This window comes from Saonia flava, assembly GCF_011927795.1.
In the GTDB taxonomy this organism is placed as follows: domain Bacteria; phylum Bacteroidota; class Bacteroidia; order Flavobacteriales; family Flavobacteriaceae; genus Saonia; species Saonia flava.
In genome coordinates, this window is the sequence record NZ_JAATJJ010000001.1 from 1,030,769 (window position 1) to 1,049,191 (window position 18,423).

Consider the following 18,423-nt stretch of genomic DNA (forward strand, 5'->3'; position numbering starts at 1 on the left):
TCAACCACTAAATCTAAATTAACACTTAGTAAAATGAAGACCATAATACAAATAGCACTTTGGATAGTATGTATCTTATTGGGATACTTGATTTATAGATCGGTGAGCGGTCCAATTGAATTCAAAAAAATAAAGCAAGAAAGATTTGCCAAAGTAGTATCCTCATTAAAAGACATTAGAGATTCACAAGAAGCCTATAAGACAGTAAATGGTAAATTTGCCAAAGATTTCAATTCTTTGGTTGCATTTGTTGATACAGGAAAATATACCATTACCCAACAAAGAGATTCTTCTTTTATGCGTTATGATAAAACTTATCAAATTGACATGCAAAAAGATACTATTATTATAGATACTTTAGGTTTTGTCTCAGTTAAAGATTCATTATTTAAAGGAGACGATCGTTTTAAAACGATGATGAATGTTCCAGGCGCTCAAAATGGTGAAAAATTTGAAATGAAAACCGCTATGATCGACAAAAGTGGTTATAGAGCATCTGTTTTTGAAGCAAAAATCAAAAAGGATGTAATATTGTTTGACCAACCTAAAGATTTATTGGCCAGAGAGAATACACACAACAGTGTTGAAGAAATAAATGGAAGTGAAATTAAAGTTGGTTCATTGGTAGATGTAAGTACCAATGGTAACTGGCCACCAATATATGACAGAAAAGACGACCAATAATAAAGTAGACAGCTCGTCATCGGATTATAAAAAATTGTCCATTCAAGCAAGCTTGAATGGACTTTCTTTTTGTGTGATGGACACTATTGACAATTCCTTATTATTGTCTAAAAGTGTTGTTTTTGAGAAAGAACGCAACCCTTATGAACTTCAAAAAGAACTGAAAACTTTTCTGGAAAAACAGAACATTCATAATGCCAATTTTTCCGAAGTAGTGGTTATACACAAAAACAATCTTTTCAGTTTAGTGCCCAAATCACTCTTTAATGAAAATGAGTTGGCAAATTATCTAAAGTTCAATGCCAAGATTTTAGAGAGCGATCATTTTGCCCATGATGAAATTGAACCTTATGATATTGTGAATGTCTATGTGCCTTTTGTGAATATCAACAATTACATCTACGAGCTCTTTGGCGAGTTTGAATTTAAGCATAATGCTACAGTTCTTATACAAACTCTTTTGAACAACCACAGTAATGGAAAAGACCCTATGTGCTATGTACATGTATCCAAACAACAAATGGAAGTCACCATTATTTCCCAAAAAAAATTAGTGTTCTACAATAGTTTTGTCTATCACTCCAAGGAAGATTTTATTTACTATCTACTGTTTACTCTAGAACAGTTAAAATTAGATACAGAAACAACACTTTTAAGAATGTTTGGTTCTATAGATGAAGGAGATGACCTCCATTCCCTTTGTCATCATTATATAAAAAATGTTTCCATTTATGTTCCAGAGAACATTCCTTACTTAACAACGGAAGTAGACAAGGAAACCATTGATTTTACCGTTTTAAATGCACTCTAATGCGGATAATTTCTGGCAAGCATAAAAGCAAACGGATTAGCGCTCCCAAAAAATTACCGGTACGGCCAACAACGGATATGGCCAAAGAAGGGCTTTTCAATATCCTCAACAATACTTATTACTTTGAAGATTTGGCTGTTTTGGACCTTTTTGCAGGTACCGGTAACATAAGCTATGAATTTAGTTCAAGGGGAACCAAAGAACAGGTTGCTGTAGATGCAGACTATGGCTGTGTTAATTTTATAGGAAAAACTTCCAATGAATTGGAATTGGGCATAACCGCTATTAAAAGTGATGTCTTTAAATTCCTGGAAAGACAAAAAGGAAAATTTGATATTATTTTTGCAGATCCACCATATGATATGCCTTTTGAGGATTTTTGTAAAATTCCTCAATTAGTATTTGCCAATGATATGCTTTTGGAAGATGGCGTATTGATTATAGAACATTTTAAGCATACTGACCTCACTGGACAACCCCATTTCACAAAACAAAGAAAGTATGGTAGTAGTGTTTTTAGTTTTTTTGAATAAAAAAGCAGGTCATAAGCCGGATTCTGTCTAGCCCTATCATTTATCTAGACTTTTGGTTACCCAAAAGTTCAAACCGCCTACCCTTCAGCTCGGGCGTGCACCCTTAAACACTGATTTACATGGCGTTGCACCGCATAGAGTTTACCTGATTTCACTACAGCCTTACCTGTACATACTTTCTGTTGCACTTGTCCTCACCTTTCGGTGGACGGGCGTTACCCGCTATGCTGCACTATGGTGTCCGGACTTTCCTCCCCAATTACTTGGAGCGATAAGGTGACCTGCTGGTGGCAAAGGTAATAGAATTGTTAATAAAAAGTAGGTTAAACTCGTTCAAATGAAGCCTATAATACATTGCTATCTTTATATTTGTAATAAACTCAACGGCACCTAAAAAAACCGTTCAATTAGCATAATTTTTGGAACCTTTTGTAGTATCGGCACGAAAATACAGACCCCAGACATTTAAGGATGTTGTGGGACAAGAGGCTATTACCAACACTTTGCTAAACGCAATTGAAAACAATCATTTGGCGCAGGCGCTTTTATTTACAGGACCCAGAGGGGTTGGCAAAACCACGTGTGCCCGTATCTTGGCCAAAAAAATAAATGAAGACGGTGCGGAACATACCGATGAGGATTTTGCGTTCAACATTTTTGAACTGGATGCTGCTTCAAACAATTCCGTTGATGACATTAGGAGTTTAACCGATCAGGTTCGTATCCCTCCGCAGATAGGAAAGTATAAGGTGTACATTATAGATGAAGTTCATATGCTGTCCCAATCAGCCTTTAATGCTTTTTTAAAGACCTTGGAGGAGCCACCAAAACATGTCATTTTTATACTGGCCACTACTGAGAAGCACAAAATAATTCCAACTATTCTTTCCCGCTGTCAGATATTTGATTTTAAAAGAATTACAGTTAAAGATGCAGCAAATTATTTAAAGTATATTGCCGAACAACAAGGGGTTGTAGCTGAGGATAGCGCACTGCATATTATTGCCCAGAAAGCCGATGGTGCCATGCGTGATGCACTTTCTATCTTTGACCGAGTAGTAAGTTTCTCAGGAAAGCAATTAACTCGGAAATCGGTCACAGAGAATCTAAATGTGTTGGATTATGACACATATTTTACAGCTACAGATTTAATATTGCAAAATGATATACCCAATCTGTTGGTCTTGTTCAATGACACATTGACCAAGGGTTTTGATGGACATCATTTTATTTCTGGACTCGCATCCCACTTTAGGGATTTAATGGTCTGCAAACATGAATCTACCATAGCTCTTTTAGAGGTTGGGGACGATGCCAAAAAAAGTTATGGAGAACAAGCAAAAAAAGCTACCAGTGATTTTTTGCTAAAGGCCATTGATGTTGCCAACGATACCGATTTAAAATATAAAACCAGTCGAAACCAAAGATTGTTAGTTGAACTTGCCTTAATGAAATTGGCCTCTATCACTTATGATGGAGAAAAAAAAAATCCTGAATCCGTAGCTCTTGACGGCAAAACAATTGATTTCATTATTCCTGCCTCTTTCTACAGGTCAAAACATCCAATCCCAAAGAAGCCTAAACAAAAAGTAGCTGTCGAAGAAAAAATTGGTGTTCAACCTTCTAAAATTACCACCATTGAAAGCCCTGCCATTGTACAACATAAGAATTCTGATGTAGCAGTTGCCATAGAAGAACCCAAAGTTGCTATTGTTGAAGAACCTGAAATTGAAGAAATTGTACCTTCTACACCTAAAAAAATAAACATTAATCTAGATTCAAAAAGAGTTTCAGGACTTTCTATATCCAGTCTTAAGGCAAAAAAAGAGCACGAGCTCCAAAAGAAAGGTGAAGTTATAGATAAGACTCAGTTACCCAAAGAAATCTTTACTCAGGAAGACATGCAAAAACATTGGCATGACTTTGTCGAAATAATAGATAAAAAAGGACAAAAAATATTAGCATCCAACTTAGCGGCAGACACCCCTAAACTAAAAAGTAACAACACATCTATTTGGATTGAATTGCCCAACAGCACCATGAAAAAGGAAATTGAGCGAGAGCAATATGACCTTATGGAGTATTTAAAACAAAAGCTGAACAACTACTTCATCGAACTTCATATTACTGTAAATGAAGCTACTGCCAAAAAATTTGCATTTACACCAGAAGAGAAGTATCAAAAATTAAGGGAGAAAAATCCAGCAATAGACATTCTAAGAAAAGAGTTCGATTTGGACCTATGATGATTTACTGGAATATCTAATTCTAAGGGCATATACCAACATTAGTCCTGAGGCAATCAACAATCCCAAAGCTTCCCTCCCTCTTTCAATATTTACAATGTCACCCTCTCCAATAGTTACACCTTCAAACTTTTCTGGCCAGACAAAAATGGCAAAGCCAATATAAAATCCAAAAAGAAACGCCGCCCATAAAAATTTCAACTTATCTAGCGCAAAAAGTAACGATGCCAAAGCTGCTAATCCGTAAATAACATACCATTTTACGGCATCAGGATCATTATATTGTACAGCTATCGCATAAACGAACAATGCTGTAAAGACAAATCCTAAAATCTTAAAAAATACTTTCATAATCTTATGGTTTTAGTTATATTTTTTTACTTGCCAAGCACATGCCTTTCAATAATTGAAAATACTTCAATAGCATCAACAGTAGACTTCTCCAGTAATTTTTGGTGATTACTAATTAGAATAGGGTAGTCATCCATATTTTCCGGTATACGCCCATGCGAACCCTTTATTAATTCCGCTTGTAATGGAATTACATTCATTAAAGTTCTAAAGCCCAATTTTTTCTTTAAGAGTTTCCAAATGATCTTGGGAACAACAAACATATCCTTTGGATCAGTCAGCATTTCAACAGGGTCATACCCAGGTTTTTTGTGAATATCCACCATTCTAGCATAGTCCGGTGCTTTTTTGTCATCAAACCAAAAGTAATAGGTAAACCAAGAATCCTTGTCCGCTATAACAACTATATCTCCACAGCGTTCGTGGTTTAATTTGGCTTTGATAATTTCATCATCGGACAATACTTTTTCTACTCCATTAACAGCTAGTAAAAGCTTTTTCACTTCTTCCTTTAAGGACTTATCATTTAAGTAAACATGGGCGATTTGGTGGTCGGCCACAGCAAATGCCCTACTGTTACCAGCATCCAAAAGTTCCAAACCACGTTCAAGCCTTATTCCCAAATAACCTTTGGAACGGAATATTCGGTTTAAATGAATAGGATTATTTACATCTGTGATGCCATATTCTGACAACAGAATAATATTGGCGTCTTGATTTTCATAGTAAGTCACCAATTTTTTTACTTCTTTGTCAACCTCATGTAAGTCTTTGGCTATTTTATTGAAATTTATTCCGTATCGTTGAATATTGTAATCCAAATGTGGTAGATATACCAGTGTCAATGTTGGGTTATACAACGTATCTGTTTTTATGGCAGAATCCGCTATCCACTGGGTAGACCTAATAGAAGTTTTGGGACCCCAAAAGTGAAATAAAGGAAATTTACCCAACTCATTTTGAAGCGTATCCCTAAGTTCGGGAGGATATGAATATATATCTGGGATTTTTCTTCCGTCCGCCAAATAATTAGGTCTGGGAGTAACACTAAAATCTGCCGTTGAATACATGTTGTACCACCAAAACATATTGGCACATGTGAAATTGGGGTCCATCCTTTTGAGTTTGTCCCAAATTTTTTCACTTTGCACCAAGGTATTGGACTGCCTCCAAAATTTCACCTCGTGCTCCTCTTTAAAATACCAACCATTAGCAACAATTCCATGTTCAGAAGGCCATTTTCCTGTTAAATAGGTAGATTGTGCACTACAGGTTACCGCAGGAACCACCGGGGTAATATTCGCAGCTTTTCCTTTCTCTAAAAAAGATTTAATAAATGGTGTATGCTCCCCAATTAACCTTTGGGTTAGACCCACGACATTAAGCACAACCGTTTTTTTCATAGATTTAAAGGTTTTCCTTTAACCAATCCATTTCTCGGACTATAGAATCGGAAAGTTCTAATTTTAAAGATTTTGGAAGTACATCCCATGTATAGGTTTCTATTTCCAAATGATTGGAAACTACATCCTTTTTCAAATATTGCAACACTTTTAAAATATGGTCTTGGGTAGAATACAACTCATCAAATGTATCCAAAAAAATAGGCACATGAAAATGAGCTCTAAGTTCCGTGAATTGCTTTTTATTCTCCAATAGTTCAGGTAAATCCCAGTAGGTTTTTACCTTATCTTCAACTTTTTGCGTTACTTGGTGTAAATATGTAGGTTCGTTAAACCTAGACAAGGAATTCCATACTTCTTCATCATTTTTGCCATTAAAAATAATTTTTAAAGCAGCACTTACTTGTATTTTCCCTATTTTAATTCCGGCAGATTCTAGCTTATTAAAGGTATATTCTGGCTCCTCAAAAGCCAGTGCAAAATGACAAACATCATAGCAGACAGTAATATATTTTAAAATTAGCTCTCTAGCTTTTTCCTTATTACATCCTAGGGCATTCATTAACGTTTTTGAGGCAATTGGAATTAAATATTTTTGATAATACATAAGAACCTCATCACTGTTCTCCATCATTCCATCTGGTTCTGGCTCAATATCCAAATGCAAATATTTTCCAGTTGTGTTTTCAATATTAAACAACTGCAACACAATTTCGGCCATATATCTGGCCCCAATTGAAAAAGCCTCTTCGGTCTTTTCTTTTGAATTATGCCAATATTTATAGCTGATAGGGTTTGTGGAAATACCACCTTCAATTCCATCTGGCATTAAATAGGACAATTGTTGGAACAATCTTTTAGTATAATCAACCCGTTCTTTGGTAGTCCAGTCGGGGGCATGTACCATGTCTTTTACCTTTTCATTATGGAAATTTCCATATGGAAATCCGTTCATGGTAAAAACATAAATATCATTTTTATCCAACCAATTTTTAAAATTGGTCAGATTCTCTCCAACCCCTAATTCCTCACTTGCTGTATTGGACAATCTAAGCCCCAATCCAAAAGGTTTTTCCTTAGAAACTTTCTTTTTAATGATTGGAACAAACTTTTCAATATTTTTAAAAGTGACTTTCCAATTTTCACCAGGGTGGATATTGGTGCAATAGGTTAAATGAAAGTACTTGTTGAATAACATCTTAGCAAGATAACTTTTGTTGACTAATTTCTTTCCGCATAGTTATCGCTTCTCGCATTTTTTTTAGGTCTATCATATGAACATCATGCTTCTTTCCAATACCAGAAATAAGTGTGATGGTTAATTCCCCTCCTAAATGCTCTCTAAATTCCTCTATTCCATTTAAAAGCACATCTACTTCTTCCTCGCTTTTCAATGGTATCTGTAGATCAAATCCAATTTCTTCCATAACATCAAGGATGTTATTCAAGGTTTTCCCATCGATTAAATTAATTAAATGGGCATAAGTAACATCAAGAGCTATACCAATGGCAACAGCCTCCCCGTGTCGCAAACTATAATTGGTCATATGTTCCAATTTATGAGCTGCCCAGTGTCCAAAATCCAATGGTCTGGATGAACCACTTTCAAAAGGATCTCCACCTTGTGCTATATGGTGCATATGCATTTCTGCACACTTATAAATAAGAAAATCCATCGTTTCCATATCCCTGTTAGCCAATTTTGTGGCGTTTTTAGAAATGAAATTGAAAAACACCTCATCTTTTATGAGTGCCACTTTAATAGCCTCCGCAATACCAGAAATCCAATCACGTTGTTCTAAAGTGGTCAAAAAATGAGAATCATTAATAATAGCATAGGGCGGAGCAAAAGTTCCCAAGAAATTCTTTTTCCCAAATTCATTAATGCTATTTTTCACACCCACAGCTGAATCATTTTGTGAAAGGACAGTCGTTGGTATTCTAATGAGTTTAACTCCCCTATGGGCAATTGCAGCTGCGTAACCGGCCATATCAATTACAGCGCCACCCCCAATGACCACCACAAAAGAATGTCTACAAATACCCTGTTCATTTATACCTTTTAAAATTGCGGTTACATTACCATGGTCATTTTTACATTCCTCGCCACCTTTTACAACCAATATGTCCCTTAAACCAATGATATTCTGGTGAGCATTACAATAGACCTCTATCTCCTTTAAAAGATTAGGGTGACATTTGTGAACTCCCTCATCGACCACAAATAAAATTTTTGTTTTATTTCCATTACCATAAGAGAACAAAACATCATGGAACATTATGTTTTCCAATGAAAACAAATGCTCTGTAAAGAATAACTTATAATCATAAGCTACTTTAAAAGATTGTTCTATACTATTCTTCCGCTTCATTAAGTACAAATTTAAGTCACTGCAAAGAGTTTTGAGAGGAAAATTGACAAAGGCAACAATAATAACATACCTATTCCTACCCGCCAATTGGAAAAGCCAACTGCAAAAATTGCATCCAAAACAATTATTGAAAGGACACCGCCAATAACAGCCTTCTTTATGTTCACCGGAGTATTATCCATATATGCTTTAACCAAAGGTCTGTATATCAAAATTCCAAACAATAAAATAAACGGAATTACTTGCAATGTATTGTTACCATTAAGATAATGCAGACCCAAAACAGCCCCAATAACAAAAGCATAGAGTATTCCTGTTAAAATAAGATGATTTTTATTGTTCCCATGAACTTCTCCTCTACTTATTAATGTAATAGCCGCAATATATACTATTGGAACAAGACAATATTCCCAATGTAACAAAGTGCCAAATACCGACATTCCCAAAAGCAGGTTTAAACCTCTGCAAACACCCATATTCAAAGGACCAAAAAAGGAATATTTTTTTGCAACAATATCATACAACAAAATAGCCAAAGCCAGAACAAAAGCTATGGAGCCACTAAAAATGTTTACATAAAATGCAAAAGCTACCCCCAGAAGTAAAAGAGCCCCTCCAAATAAATATGCCGACTTAAGAGAAACCACTCCACTCGGGATTGGTCTTTCTGGTCGTTCTATCATATCCAATGGAAAATCAAAAACATCATTTAGGACTACACCTCCAGCATATAAAAATACCGATGAAGACATTAAAAAGATAGATGGCATGAGATTACCTTCACCCCAAAAGTAAGGGCTACCAATAGCCCCAAATATTCCCGCAATTACCATTCCTGCCATAACATCCGCCGCTGAAGTTGGTAGGTTGGCGGGTCTGGTTAATTGTAAATATCCCTTGAGCGTAGCATTCATTAGACTATTTTATCCCCATCAACTTTTGGTTGTTGACCTCTTAAAACACTGTTATCGTGAAATAATTCTCTTTGATCAACACCACTGGCATTGGACCAATCCGACTCTTTCATTACTCCAGTTTGTCCAAAGGCATCCAAAGCATTTTGATAACATGTTTTTACAACATCTTCTCTTGCAATTCCTTTTTTCAACATTAATGAAGCTGTTTTGGGTACTGAAAGTGGGTCACTTACTCCCCAATCGGCAGAACTGTTGACAATAATATTTTTACTACCATATTGCTCTACAACAGCTGCCATACGCTCATTTCCCATTTTTGTTTTGGGATATATTGTAAAAGCCGCCCAAAAGCCACGATCTAATACTTCTTTTACTGTTTCCTCATTATTATGATCTATAATAACTTTAGATGGTTCTATACCATGTTCCAAACACACCTCCATACTACGTATGGTGCCCGCTTTTTTATCCCTATGTGGCGTATGTACCTGCACCAACATATCCATTTCCTTGGCAAGGTCCAATTGCATCCTAAAATATTTATCTTCCGCCTCTGTAATATCATCATACCCTATTTCCCCAATACCCACTACATTTTCTTTGTGAAGATATAAAGGAAGTAATTCCACTACTTGCTCCGCAAGAGCTTCGTTATTGGCTTCTTTTGAATTTAAACCTATAGTGCAATAGTGTTTTATTCCAAACTGACTCGCCCTAAAAGTCTCCCAACCTACCAAACTACTATAATAATCTTGAAAAGAACCTACTTGTGTCCTAGGTTGGCCCAACCAAAAAGCTGGCTCAACAATGGCAACAATACCAGCCTCTGACATAGCCTGATAATCATCCGTTGTTCGGGATGTCATATGAATATGCGGGTCTATAAATTTTAATTTTTTCTCCATAAATTATGCATTGAGTGTGTCCCAATTTATTTTTTTATTTTCTACTTTATCCAATAACTCTGGATGCCCTTTAATTAATTCTCTTGCTTCAGGTATATCTGAAATAGAACAGGACAGTACGGCCGCTGCATTCTCCCGATTATCACTACTATTTAATAAGCGTTCCATATCTTTTAATAAATTTCCATTAAGATATTTTCCCACTGGTCTCCAAAATAAAGGATCAATTTTTCTTCCAGCTGCCCAACGCTCATGTGCATAATCCGAGATAATCCTTGCTAAATCGGCATTTGCCCTTTCATCAACATTCATAATCCCTTCCAAATCACTTTCAATAAAAATGGTCTTAAGATACATTTGGTTCCATTGTTTCTCACTAAAATATAGAGCTGGATAAGGGTTGTTCAGAGCAATGGCATTGAATACCGAACCAATATTAGTCCGCAAAGCATCAACAGCAACGTTTTTAAAAACTTCTGGTTTTGGAAGAAGAATTAAATACTTTAGAAAGGTTTCTAACTCTGTTTTATCCGCTACTTGAATAAGATTGCCAACTTTTTCTTCAAAAAAATTGTTATCAGCTTCCAAAACCTTTATCAAAAGATAAATTCTAACAAGTTCAATAGTATTTACATGGTGTTGCTCAAAATACCCTTTTAGGCTGTCCTTGACCAACGAAAAATCCAAAGCAACCAATGAGGTTTTAGATGGCACTAAACTATATGTGAGATATAAATCCTTTGTTGATTTATTTTCAACAATCAAGCTAATTTTATCAGAAATCCACTTCCAAGTTTCAGTATCAAGATTATTTTTTAAAACCTCCTTTAATTGTTTTCCGACTTCTTTAAACTGCATTAAAATTTAATTTTATACCCATAAATTAACCACTTCATTTGCCTACCTCTAACAAAGCTAATTATAATAGTTATAAAGACCATATGATAACTAGAATTATCTGAAATAATTATCGGCCTTATAATATCTTTTTTAGTTTTGTACAAACTAAAAAATATGCTGGGATTAAAACTACCAACGGATCCAAGATGGGTCAATATTGTAGAAAAGAATATCGATGAAATTCTTACCGACCATGCATTTTGTGAACAAAAGGCTGCCGCCACAGCAATGTCCCTTATTGTTAGTTTTCCTGAATATACCGAATTGGTGGGGGAAATGACGGCGCTGGTCCGTGAAGAAATGGCCCATTTTAAAATGGTTCATGACCGCATTATTGAACGTGGAAATTCATTAGGACGAGACCGAAAAGACGAATATGTGTTGGACTTATTGAAATTTTTCCCAAAAGGGGGAAGTAGAACTACACAATTGGTACATAGGCTTTTGTACGCTGCCCTGATAGAAGCTAGAAGCTGTGAACGCTTTAGACTGTTATCGGAAGAGTTAAAAGATAAGGAACTCGCCAAATTCTACCATAAATTAATGGTTAGCGAAGCCGGACATTACACTATGTTCCTTCAATTTGCCAGAAAATATGGTAACCGTGAAGAAGTGGATAAAAAATGGCAGGATTTATTGGATTATGAAGCCAGCATCATGAAAAAACTAGGAAAAAAGGAAACTGTCCATGGTTAAGATTTTAATTTTTCTTGATAGTAGGAATACAACTCAAATTGGGATCTAAGTTCAGGTTTAGTGGTTTTCCTATATCTGTTATCTTGTTTTTCATTAAAAATTCTCGCCTTTAAATTATCTTTCCATGATAAATCAAATGTATCCAACAATTCTTGTTTAATTTCCTCATCGTAAATCGGACAACCTACTTCCACCCTAAAATCAATATTTCTTGTCATCCAATCCGCAGATGATATATATATTTTAGGTTCCCCTTCATTTCCAAAAATGAAAACCCGTGGGTGTTCCAAAAATTTGTCAACAATACTTATGGCCTCAATATTTTCACTCATACCCTTCACACCGGGTACCAAACAGCAAATCCCCCTTATTATCAACTGGATTTTTACTCCAGCCCTACTGGCCTCATAAAGCTTGTCCACCATTTTGTAAGAGGTAAAGCTGTTCATTTTAATTTTAATGTAAGCCTCTTTACCTACTATGGCATTGGCTATTTCATTATCAATTAATTTTTCAAACGCAGATTGGGTATAGTGCGGAGAAACAATTAAATGCTTGTACTTATTTATTTTATAAGTAGTCTCAAAGAAATTAAAAACTTTATTCAACTCTTTTAAGATGGCTACATGGGCTGTAAACAAAGTGTAATCTGTATAAATTTTTGCAGTGGATTCATTAAAATTACCAGTACTGACAAACCCGTACCGTTTCATTTCATTACCTTCCTCTCTTTCTATAACACATATTTTACTATGTACTTTTAATCCTGGCACCCCAAAAATAAGCTTAATACCTTCTTCCTGTAATTGTTCGGCATATTCAATATTCGCTGTCTCATCAAAACGCGCCTGCAACTCAATTTGCACAGTAACCTGCTTTCCATTTTTCGCAGCATTTATAAGTGATGCGGCCACTTGGGAGTTATTGGCTAAACGATATACAGTAATCTTTATACTTCTGACTTTTGGATCCAACGCCGCCTCCCTAAGAAATTTAATCACATAAGAATAGGTATGATAGGGAGTGTACATTAAGTAATCCTTTCTTGCTATTTGCTCAAATAAGCTTCCTTCCAAGCTAAAACCTTTAATGGGCAAAGGATTTATTTTATCATACATCAAATCTGTCCTTCCCAAACTTGGGAATCCCATATAATCTCTTCTATTGTGATAACGCCCACCAGGAATAACACTATCCGTATCCTCTATTCCCATTTTTTCCTTTAAAAAAAGAAGTGTGTCCTTTTCTATATTTTTATCATAGACAAAACGTACAGGGTCACTTATTTTTCTATGCTCAACACTAGAAGATATCTTCTCTATAAAACTTTTACTAAGATCATTATCCATATCCAGCTCGGCATCCCTGGTAATTTTTATCATATGCGCTGATATGGATTCATACTCAAACATTGTGAATATACTTCTTAAACAATATCGTATTAAATCATCCAGAATAATAATATAATTCTTATCCCCTTCTTTTGGCAATACCACAAAACGGTCTATTCCTTTTGGAATCTCTATTAGGGCATACCTAATTTCTTCTTCATTCTCTTCATTTTCTTTGATAAGCACAAGCTTAACCGCCAAATATGCGGCAGTATCCTTAAGTGTAGGGAATTCTGCCAAATCATTTAAAATTATGGTCATCAATTGAGGACTGACCTTATTAACAAAGTAGCTCTTTATAAAACCGACTTGACTCTCTTTAACCTCAGTTTCGGTAATTAGGAAAATATTCTGCGCCTCCAGCTCACTCTCTATTTCCCTCAATATTTTTTCACTTTTAGATTGTTGAGTGATTACAATATTGGTTATTTCCTCAAGTAGATCTTTAGCTTTTTCACCTCCTAATGCACTTTTTCCTTTTTTACCAGCCTCTACGATTCTCTTAACAGTGGCATACCGTACCTTAAAAAACTCATCCAAATTATTGGAAAAAATACCCAAAAACCTTAGTCTTTCTATTAATGGCACCTTCTTGTCCATACTCTCTTGAAGTACCCTTTCATTAAAACGTAACCAGCTAATTTCCCTATTTATATATTGATTTTTCTCTTTCTTAACCATTTTTCATCTTAATTGCTTTGGAAACAGTACCTGTCTTATACTTCCTTTAGAAATATCACTCCAGCTGTCAACCTTAAAACTTAAATGCACCAACCCAGATGTTGTTACATTCTCTATGTATTGGTCTCCCCACGTATTGACCAAATTAGTAAAGGCATTATTATGCCCAAAAATCATAACATTATTAATGTCTTGGGGCAAGTTTTTCACAAACGAAGAAACTCCATCCCCCGAAAAATCATACAGTGTATTCTCCACTTGAAACTTTGAAAAAGGAAACTTTAAAGTTCTCAAAAAAATCATACAGGTATGCAACGCCCTATTTGCCGGACTCGAAAAAACTCTTTCGATTACAATATCTTGATTGGAAAATTTTGATGCGACCAAATGGACGTCATTTATCCCTTTCTCCAATAAAGGTCGATCTCTATCACCAACATTATAATCCCATGAAGATTTACCATGGCGTACAAGAATCAGGTTTTTCATTTTATTTCATTTTAAGGTGCCAACCTCTCCACTTTCCAATTATAATCTTCTCCTAAAGAATAGCGAATACGATCGTGCAATCTATTAGGTCTACCTTGCCAAAATTCTACCGATATTGGTTTTACAATATATCCACCCCAATATTTAGGTCTTACAATTTCTTTATTGGCGTACTCTGCCTCCATTTCTTTTAACTTCTTTTCCAAAACCTCCCGAGAGGGTATAACCTCACTTTGATTGGAAACTATTGCTCCCAATTTGCTTCCTTCTGGTCGGGATTCAAAATAACCGTCAGAAAGGTTCTCAGCTATCTTATCCGCCTTTCCTTTAATAATTATCTGCCTTTCCATATTTGGCCAAAAAAAAGATAGGCAAACATTAGGGTTTTCTGCAATGGCCCTTCCTTTTTCACTTTTGTAATTGGTATAAAAAATAAAGCCCTCGTATGTATACTTCTTTAGTAATACCACCCTGCTTTTAGGATAACCATCCAACCCAAGTGTAGACAAGGTCATTGCATTAGTTTCACTAACTCCATCTGCTTCCTCAACCTCATAAAACCATTTTTGAAAAAGCTCCATAGGGTTACTAGATATAGCCCCTTCAATCAAGGAGCTTTTCTCATACACTTTTCTATATTTCCCAAGGTCTTTTTGCATTTTATACGGTTAAGATATGCCATATTAACAAAGTTGCACAAAAGATAAGAAAAGACGAAAAGACTTTGCGCATTTATTTAAAGATAGGGTTAAATTTTAGTTATCAAACAAAGCAAGGAATATTATAGATAGGGGTATTAAAACTCAAATACCTTACCATCATCCGCTAACTCAACATTTGGAAAGATTTGCTGAGCTTCCTCTTTAAAGAGATCAATAGACTTATAACGAGTGGAATAGTGCCCCAATATTAATTGGCCCACTTTTGCTTCCCCAGCAACTGCAGCTGCTTCTTTTGCGGTTGCGTGTTTTGTTTTGTTCGCCAAATGTGATTCAGATTCCAAAAAAGTAGATTCATGATACAATACATCCACCTCTGCAATCTGCTGGACTATTTCGGGCATATAAGCAGTATCACTACAGTAAGCATAGCTTTTGGGTTTTTTTGGGTCAAAAGTAAGTTCAGAGTTTGGAACAAGCTCACCGTTTTCCAAAATAATGTTTTGCCCTTTTTTTATATTTCTAAATTGACTTTTATCAATGTTATATTTGTCCAAAGCATCTACATTTAATTTTCTCTCATCCAACTTCTCCCTAAATAGGAAACCATTTGTATACACCCTATGATTTAAGGGAATTGTGTGAACGCTGACTTTATCGTCCTCAAATACCAATTCCGATTCTTTGGACGATAGTTCATGAAAATACAAGTGGTAATTAGTCCATGAATCTCCAAGTTTCAATAATAAGGTTATAGCCTCTTTAATTCCCTTTGGACCATAAATATGCATTTCTTTTTCTCTCCCCAGTAACCTAAATGTAGAGATTAGACCAGGCAATCCAAAAAAATGGTCCCCATGCAAATGGGAAATAAAAATGTGGGTTATTCTAGAAAATTTTATTTTGTTTTTTCTAAGTTGAACTTGGGTTCCTTCTGCACAATCAATAAGAAACAAATGATTTTTAATTTCCAGCACCTGTGAAGTAGGATTGGTCAAAGTTCTTGGAGTAGCCGCATAACAACCTAGAATGTGTAATTTCATCAAATGTTCCGAGTTCTTATTTTGGGTTATATCTTAGCAATTCCTCCACTGTAAATTTATTTTTAAAGGTAAATGCATAAGGGGTTTCCCCATGTTGATTTAAATATAGCAGACGTTCCTTTGCGTCCTTGGAAGTAGGAACAACACCCTCTTCAATATACCAAAATGCCATGTGCATTTCGCTTATTTTACTAAACCATTCTTTTTTTCTTTTAAAAATCTCTATATGGTCAGATTTATATACATACTTAAACAAAGTATCAAGAGATTCCCATACCGATAGATTAATAATAAGAAACTTGTCCTCAAAAACTGAGATAGCCGTTGCATTATCTTCCTCTCCTGTCATTCTCCAAACAAAACCCTCACTTTGATCTGCAATGGCATTAATTCTATCTAGGTTATTTACAAAATCGGCCATAATTGGGCTATCCAAGGGCACCAACATTTTTGCAATGTTAACCTGAGCTAAATGATGGTTTTTCATAAATCCAAGTCCCTTTCTATTTCTTCCATTTCAATAATATCCTTAGCCTCTTGAATTGTTGGAACCACAAGTATTTCTTCTGGAACCTCTTCATAAGAAACCTTATTGGTCACTAAAACAAAAGATTTTTTTGATGCCCTATGGGTATTGGAAAGTTCTAAAAATTCCAGCACATCGTTAGCTGTCAAAGCTGAAAAAGAGAACAGATTAATAATGAGGTGATCATTCTTAATTCTTTGATACGCCTCATTTATATTTTGTAAAAACTGAGGTAGAGAAATATTCTCTTGAAAAACCGTGGTCGTAGACCCTTCTTTATCAAAAATCATAATCCTATTTTATTTTTGATGCCAATAAATATATCACCGCCATACGAATGGCAACGCCATTTTCCACTTGATGGAGAATAATGGATTGCTTGGAATCTGCCACATCGCTGGTTATTTCCACACCCCTATTTATAGGTCCAGGGTGCATAATCACAATTTCTTTGTCCAATTTGTCAAGTGTAGCCTTATTGACACCAAACTGTTGGGTGTATTCCCTTGTTGTAGGGAAATAACTTATATCCATGCGCTCATTTTGAATACGGAGCATATTGGCTACATCGCACCATTGCAAGGCTTTTTCCAAGTTTGTTTCCACATCTACGCCCAAAGACTTTATGTACTTAGGGATTAATGTTTTGGGGCCACATACTTTTACATTTGCCCCTTGTAATTTAAGAGCGAATATATTGGATAACGCCACTCTAGAGTGGAGAATATCTCCCACGATAACCACATTTTTCCCTGATACATCTCCCAATTTTTCCCGTATAGAATACGAATCTAGTAGTGCCTGTGTGGGGTGTTCATGAGCACCATCACCTGCATTTACTATAGATGCATTCACATGTTTGGATAAAAATATACCTGCACCTGGATTTGGGTGTCTCATTACCACCATGTCCACTTTCATGGACAGAATATTGTTTACTGTATCAATAAGAGTTTCCCCTTTCTTAACCGAGGATTGGGATGCTGAAAAATTTAAAACATCTGCTGACAATCTTTTTTCGGCCAGTTCAAAAGAAAGTTTTGTGCGGGTACTGTTTTCGAAAAAGATGTTAGCTATAGTTATATCCCGGAGTGAAGGAACTTTTTTAATGGAACGATTGATTACTTCTTTAAAATGGTCGGCAGTTTCAAAAATAAGCTGAATATCCTTTTCATTTAGATATTTAATTCCTAACAAGTGTTTTACACTTAATTCGCTCATATTTAATTATTTACCAAATATATTATATCCTCCCCATCATTTTCCTCCCACATTACTTTTACCTTTTCATTATTTATTGCATCTACTTGTCTACCCCTGTAATTTGGTTGAATAGGCAAGTGCCTACTAAACCTCCTGTCTATTAACGTTAACAGCTCAACATCCTTGGGTCGTCCAAAAGACTGAAGAGCAGTTAATGCGGCATTTATACTACGCCCTGTGTACAATACATCATCAATTAGAACAACATTTTTATCTTCTATTAGAAAATCTATTTTTGTTTTATTGGCTTCCAAGGTCTTATCTCCCCTTCTAAAATCGTCACGATAGAAAGTAATGTCCAAAAAACCTAAGCAAATATCCTTAACTTTATAATCCTCTGTAAGAATCTTGGCCAAGCGTTGGGCCAAAAAGGTTCCCCTAGGCTGTATTCCTATTAAAACTGTATTCTTAAAATCTAAGTGGGTTTCTAAAAGTTGGCAAGCCAAACGATGTAATATGATGTGTATTTCTTTTGAGGAAAGCAGTACTTTTTGACTCATGGGCTAATTGACCAACACTTTTGAATTACAAAAATAGGAATTTCTAACCAAAT

The 18,423-nt window shown here is 35.5% G+C and carries 20 protein-coding genes and 1 other RNA gene; 5 read left to right on the plus strand and 16 right to left on the minus strand.

Features of this window, described 5'->3' with window-relative positions; translation table 11 throughout:
• Nucleotides 1-33 precede the first annotated feature (33 nt).
• Genes GGR42_RS04410 through GGR42_RS04420 form a run of 3 tightly spaced genes read left to right on the plus strand, consistent with a single transcriptional unit; the run spans nt 34 to nt 2,028 of the window.
• On the plus strand, nt 34-684 hold the full coding sequence (locus GGR42_RS04410) for a hypothetical protein (protein WP_167961228.1): 651 nt from the start codon (nt 34-36) through the stop codon (nt 682-684).
• The gene (locus tag GGR42_RS04415; RefSeq protein WP_167961230.1) at nt 662-1,495 is read left to right on the plus strand and encodes a DUF3822 family protein; all 834 of its coding nucleotides are present in this window, start codon (nt 662-664) and stop codon (nt 1,493-1,495) included. Before GGR42_RS04410 ends, GGR42_RS04415 begins: the two co-directional genes overlap by 23 nt.
• Nucleotides 1,495-2,028 carry an RsmD family RNA methyltransferase gene (locus GGR42_RS04420; RefSeq protein ID WP_167961232.1) on the plus strand — a complete coding sequence of 178 codons (534 nt, stop codon included), beginning with the start codon at nt 1,495-1,497 and terminating at the stop codon, nt 2,026-2,028. Before GGR42_RS04415 ends, GGR42_RS04420 begins: the two co-directional genes overlap by 1 nt.
• On the opposite strand, the gene rnpB is transcribed toward GGR42_RS04420, so the two are convergent.
• Nucleotides 2,026-2,316, minus strand: an RNA gene (rnpB, locus tag GGR42_RS04425) — RNase P RNA component class A. The two genes, GGR42_RS04420 and rnpB, sit on opposite strands and share 3 nt — an antisense overlap.
• A gap of 131 nt (nt 2,317-2,447) precedes the next feature.
• Here rnpB and GGR42_RS04430 point away from each other — a divergent pair.
• Nucleotides 2,448-4,274 (plus strand): DNA polymerase III subunit gamma/tau, encoded by a 1,827-nt coding sequence (locus GGR42_RS04430; RefSeq protein ID WP_167961234.1) that lies wholly within the window; start codon nt 2,448-2,450, stop codon nt 4,272-4,274.
• Here the strand turns inward: GGR42_RS04430 and GGR42_RS04435 are convergent.
• The 7 genes from GGR42_RS04435 to GGR42_RS04465 are packed head-to-tail and all read right to left on the minus strand — an operon-like array spanning nt 4,269 to nt 11,080.
• Nucleotides 4,269-4,625 (minus strand): transmembrane 220 family protein, encoded by a 357-nt coding sequence (locus GGR42_RS04435; protein WP_167961236.1) that lies wholly within the window; start codon nt 4,623-4,625, stop codon nt 4,269-4,271. The two genes, GGR42_RS04430 and GGR42_RS04435, sit on opposite strands and share 6 nt — an antisense overlap.
• A 26-nt stretch (nt 4,626-4,651) precedes the next feature.
• Entirely contained in the window at nt 4,652-6,028 is a 1,377-nt protein-coding gene (locus tag GGR42_RS04440) for an alkaline phosphatase family protein (RefSeq protein ID WP_167961238.1), read from the minus strand.
• A 4-nt stretch (nt 6,029-6,032) separates the two neighbouring features.
• A complete protein-coding gene (gene eboE / locus GGR42_RS04445) occupies nt 6,033-7,226 on the minus strand; it encodes a metabolite traffic protein EboE (protein WP_167961240.1) in 1,194 nt (397 codons plus the stop codon).
• Nucleotide 7,227: 1 nt separating this feature from the next.
• The gene (locus GGR42_RS04450; RefSeq protein WP_167961242.1) at nt 7,228-8,400 is read right to left on the minus strand and encodes a 3-dehydroquinate synthase; all 1,173 of its coding nucleotides are present in this window, start codon (nt 8,398-8,400) and stop codon (nt 7,228-7,230) included.
• 11 nt (nt 8,401-8,411) lie between these two features.
• Nucleotides 8,412-9,314, minus strand: coding sequence for a UbiA-like protein EboC (eboC, locus tag GGR42_RS04455; RefSeq protein ID WP_167961244.1), 903 nt, complete (start codon nt 9,312-9,314; stop codon nt 8,412-8,414).
• On the minus strand, nt 9,314-10,222 hold the full coding sequence (locus tag GGR42_RS04460; protein ID WP_167961246.1) for a TatD family hydrolase: 909 nt from the start codon (nt 10,220-10,222) through the stop codon (nt 9,314-9,316). The genes eboC and GGR42_RS04460 overlap by 1 nt, the downstream gene beginning before the upstream one ends.
• 3 nt (nt 10,223-10,225) lie before the next feature.
• Nucleotides 10,226-11,080, minus strand: a complete 855-nt coding sequence (locus GGR42_RS04465) for an EboA domain-containing protein (protein WP_167961248.1) — start codon at nt 11,078-11,080, stop codon at nt 10,226-10,228.
• A 156-nt stretch (nt 11,081-11,236) separates the two neighbouring features.
• Between GGR42_RS04465 and miaE the strand changes: the two genes are divergently transcribed.
• A complete protein-coding gene (gene miaE, locus GGR42_RS04470) occupies nt 11,237-11,818 on the plus strand; it encodes a tRNA-(ms[2]io[6]A)-hydroxylase (protein WP_167961250.1) in 582 nt (193 codons plus the stop codon).
• Here the strand turns inward: miaE and ppk1 are convergent.
• The 8 genes from ppk1 to pyrR form a co-directional block, all read right to left on the minus strand.
• Nucleotides 11,815-13,890: a polyphosphate kinase 1 gene (gene ppk1 / locus GGR42_RS04475; protein WP_167961252.1), complete on the minus strand. Its 2,076-nt coding sequence runs from the start codon at nt 13,888-13,890 to the stop codon at nt 11,815-11,817. The genes miaE and ppk1 overlap by 4 nt on opposite strands.
• A gap of 3 nt (nt 13,891-13,893) precedes the next feature.
• A complete protein-coding gene (locus tag GGR42_RS04480; RefSeq protein WP_167961254.1) occupies nt 13,894-14,379 on the minus strand; it encodes a SixA phosphatase family protein in 486 nt (161 codons plus the stop codon).
• A gap of 11 nt (nt 14,380-14,390) precedes the next feature.
• Nucleotides 14,391-15,038 carry a pyridoxamine 5'-phosphate oxidase gene (pdxH, locus tag GGR42_RS04485; protein ID WP_167961256.1) on the minus strand — a complete coding sequence of 216 codons (648 nt, stop codon included), beginning with the start codon at nt 15,036-15,038 and terminating at the stop codon, nt 14,391-14,393.
• A gap of 137 nt (nt 15,039-15,175) precedes the next feature.
• Nucleotides 15,176-16,081 (minus strand): ribonuclease Z, encoded by a 906-nt coding sequence (locus GGR42_RS04490; RefSeq protein WP_167961258.1) that lies wholly within the window; start codon nt 16,079-16,081, stop codon nt 15,176-15,178.
• Between the two features lie 16 nt (nt 16,082-16,097).
• Entirely contained in the window at nt 16,098-16,568 is a 471-nt protein-coding gene (locus tag GGR42_RS04495; RefSeq protein ID WP_167961260.1) for a DUF3291 domain-containing protein, read from the minus strand.
• Entirely contained in the window at nt 16,565-16,897 is a 333-nt protein-coding gene (locus GGR42_RS04500) for a ribonuclease Z (protein WP_167961262.1), read from the minus strand. Before GGR42_RS04500 ends, GGR42_RS04495 begins: the two co-directional genes overlap by 4 nt.
• 4 nt (nt 16,898-16,901) lie before the next feature.
• Entirely contained in the window at nt 16,902-17,828 is a 927-nt protein-coding gene (locus GGR42_RS04505) for an aspartate carbamoyltransferase catalytic subunit (RefSeq protein WP_167961264.1), read from the minus strand.
• A gap of 2 nt (nt 17,829-17,830) precedes the next feature.
• Nucleotides 17,831-18,370: a bifunctional pyr operon transcriptional regulator/uracil phosphoribosyltransferase PyrR gene (gene pyrR / locus GGR42_RS04510; RefSeq protein WP_167961266.1), complete on the minus strand. Its 540-nt coding sequence runs from the start codon at nt 18,368-18,370 to the stop codon at nt 17,831-17,833.
• Between the last annotated feature and the right edge of the window lie 53 nt (nt 18,371-18,423).

Excerpts from the sequence above, each read along its gene's own strand:
- GGR42_RS04410 (WP_167961228.1), top strand. The coding sequence starts at position 34 with ATGAAGACCATAATACAAATAGCACTTTGGATAGTATGTATCTTATTG.
- GGR42_RS04415 (WP_167961230.1), top strand. The coding sequence starts at position 662 with ATGACAGAAAAGACGACCAATAATAAAGTAGACAGCTCGTCATCGGAT.
- GGR42_RS04420 (WP_167961232.1), top strand. The coding sequence starts at position 1,495 with ATGCGGATAATTTCTGGCAAGCATAAAAGCAAACGGATTAGCGCTCCC.
- GGR42_RS04435 (WP_167961236.1), bottom strand. The coding sequence starts at position 4,625 with ATGAAAGTATTTTTTAAGATTTTAGGATTTGTCTTTACAGCATTGTTC.
- GGR42_RS04440 (WP_167961238.1), bottom strand. The coding sequence starts at position 6,028 with ATGAAAAAAACGGTTGTGCTTAATGTCGTGGGTCTAACCCAAAGGTTA.
- eboE (WP_167961240.1), bottom strand. The coding sequence starts at position 7,226 with ATGTTATTCAACAAGTACTTTCATTTAACCTATTGCACCAATATCCAC.
- GGR42_RS04450 (WP_167961242.1), bottom strand. The coding sequence starts at position 8,400 with ATGAAGCGGAAGAATAGTATAGAACAATCTTTTAAAGTAGCTTATGAT.
- eboC (WP_167961244.1), bottom strand. The coding sequence starts at position 9,314 with ATGAATGCTACGCTCAAGGGATATTTACAATTAACCAGACCCGCCAAC.
- GGR42_RS04460 (WP_167961246.1), bottom strand. The coding sequence starts at position 10,222 with ATGGAGAAAAAATTAAAATTTATAGACCCGCATATTCATATGACATCC.
- GGR42_RS04465 (WP_167961248.1), bottom strand. The coding sequence starts at position 11,080 with ATGCAGTTTAAAGAAGTCGGAAAACAATTAAAGGAGGTTTTAAAAAAT.
- miaE (WP_167961250.1), top strand. The coding sequence starts at position 11,237 with ATGCTGGGATTAAAACTACCAACGGATCCAAGATGGGTCAATATTGTA.
- ppk1 (WP_167961252.1), bottom strand. The coding sequence starts at position 13,890 with ATGGTTAAGAAAGAGAAAAATCAATATATAAATAGGGAAATTAGCTGG.
- GGR42_RS04480 (WP_167961254.1), bottom strand. The coding sequence starts at position 14,379 with ATGAAAAACCTGATTCTTGTACGCCATGGTAAATCTTCATGGGATTAT.
- pdxH (WP_167961256.1), bottom strand. The coding sequence starts at position 15,038 with ATGCAAAAAGACCTTGGGAAATATAGAAAAGTGTATGAGAAAAGCTCC.
- GGR42_RS04490 (WP_167961258.1), bottom strand. The coding sequence starts at position 16,081 with ATGAAATTACACATTCTAGGTTGTTATGCGGCTACTCCAAGAACTTTG.
- GGR42_RS04495 (WP_167961260.1), bottom strand. The coding sequence starts at position 16,568 with ATGAAAAACCATCATTTAGCTCAGGTTAACATTGCAAAAATGTTGGTG.
- GGR42_RS04500 (WP_167961262.1), bottom strand. The coding sequence starts at position 16,897 with ATGATTTTTGATAAAGAAGGGTCTACGACCACGGTTTTTCAAGAGAAT.
- GGR42_RS04505 (WP_167961264.1), bottom strand. The coding sequence starts at position 17,828 with ATGAGCGAATTAAGTGTAAAACACTTGTTAGGAATTAAATATCTAAAT.
- pyrR (WP_167961266.1), bottom strand. The coding sequence starts at position 18,370 with ATGAGTCAAAAAGTACTGCTTTCCTCAAAAGAAATACACATCATATTA.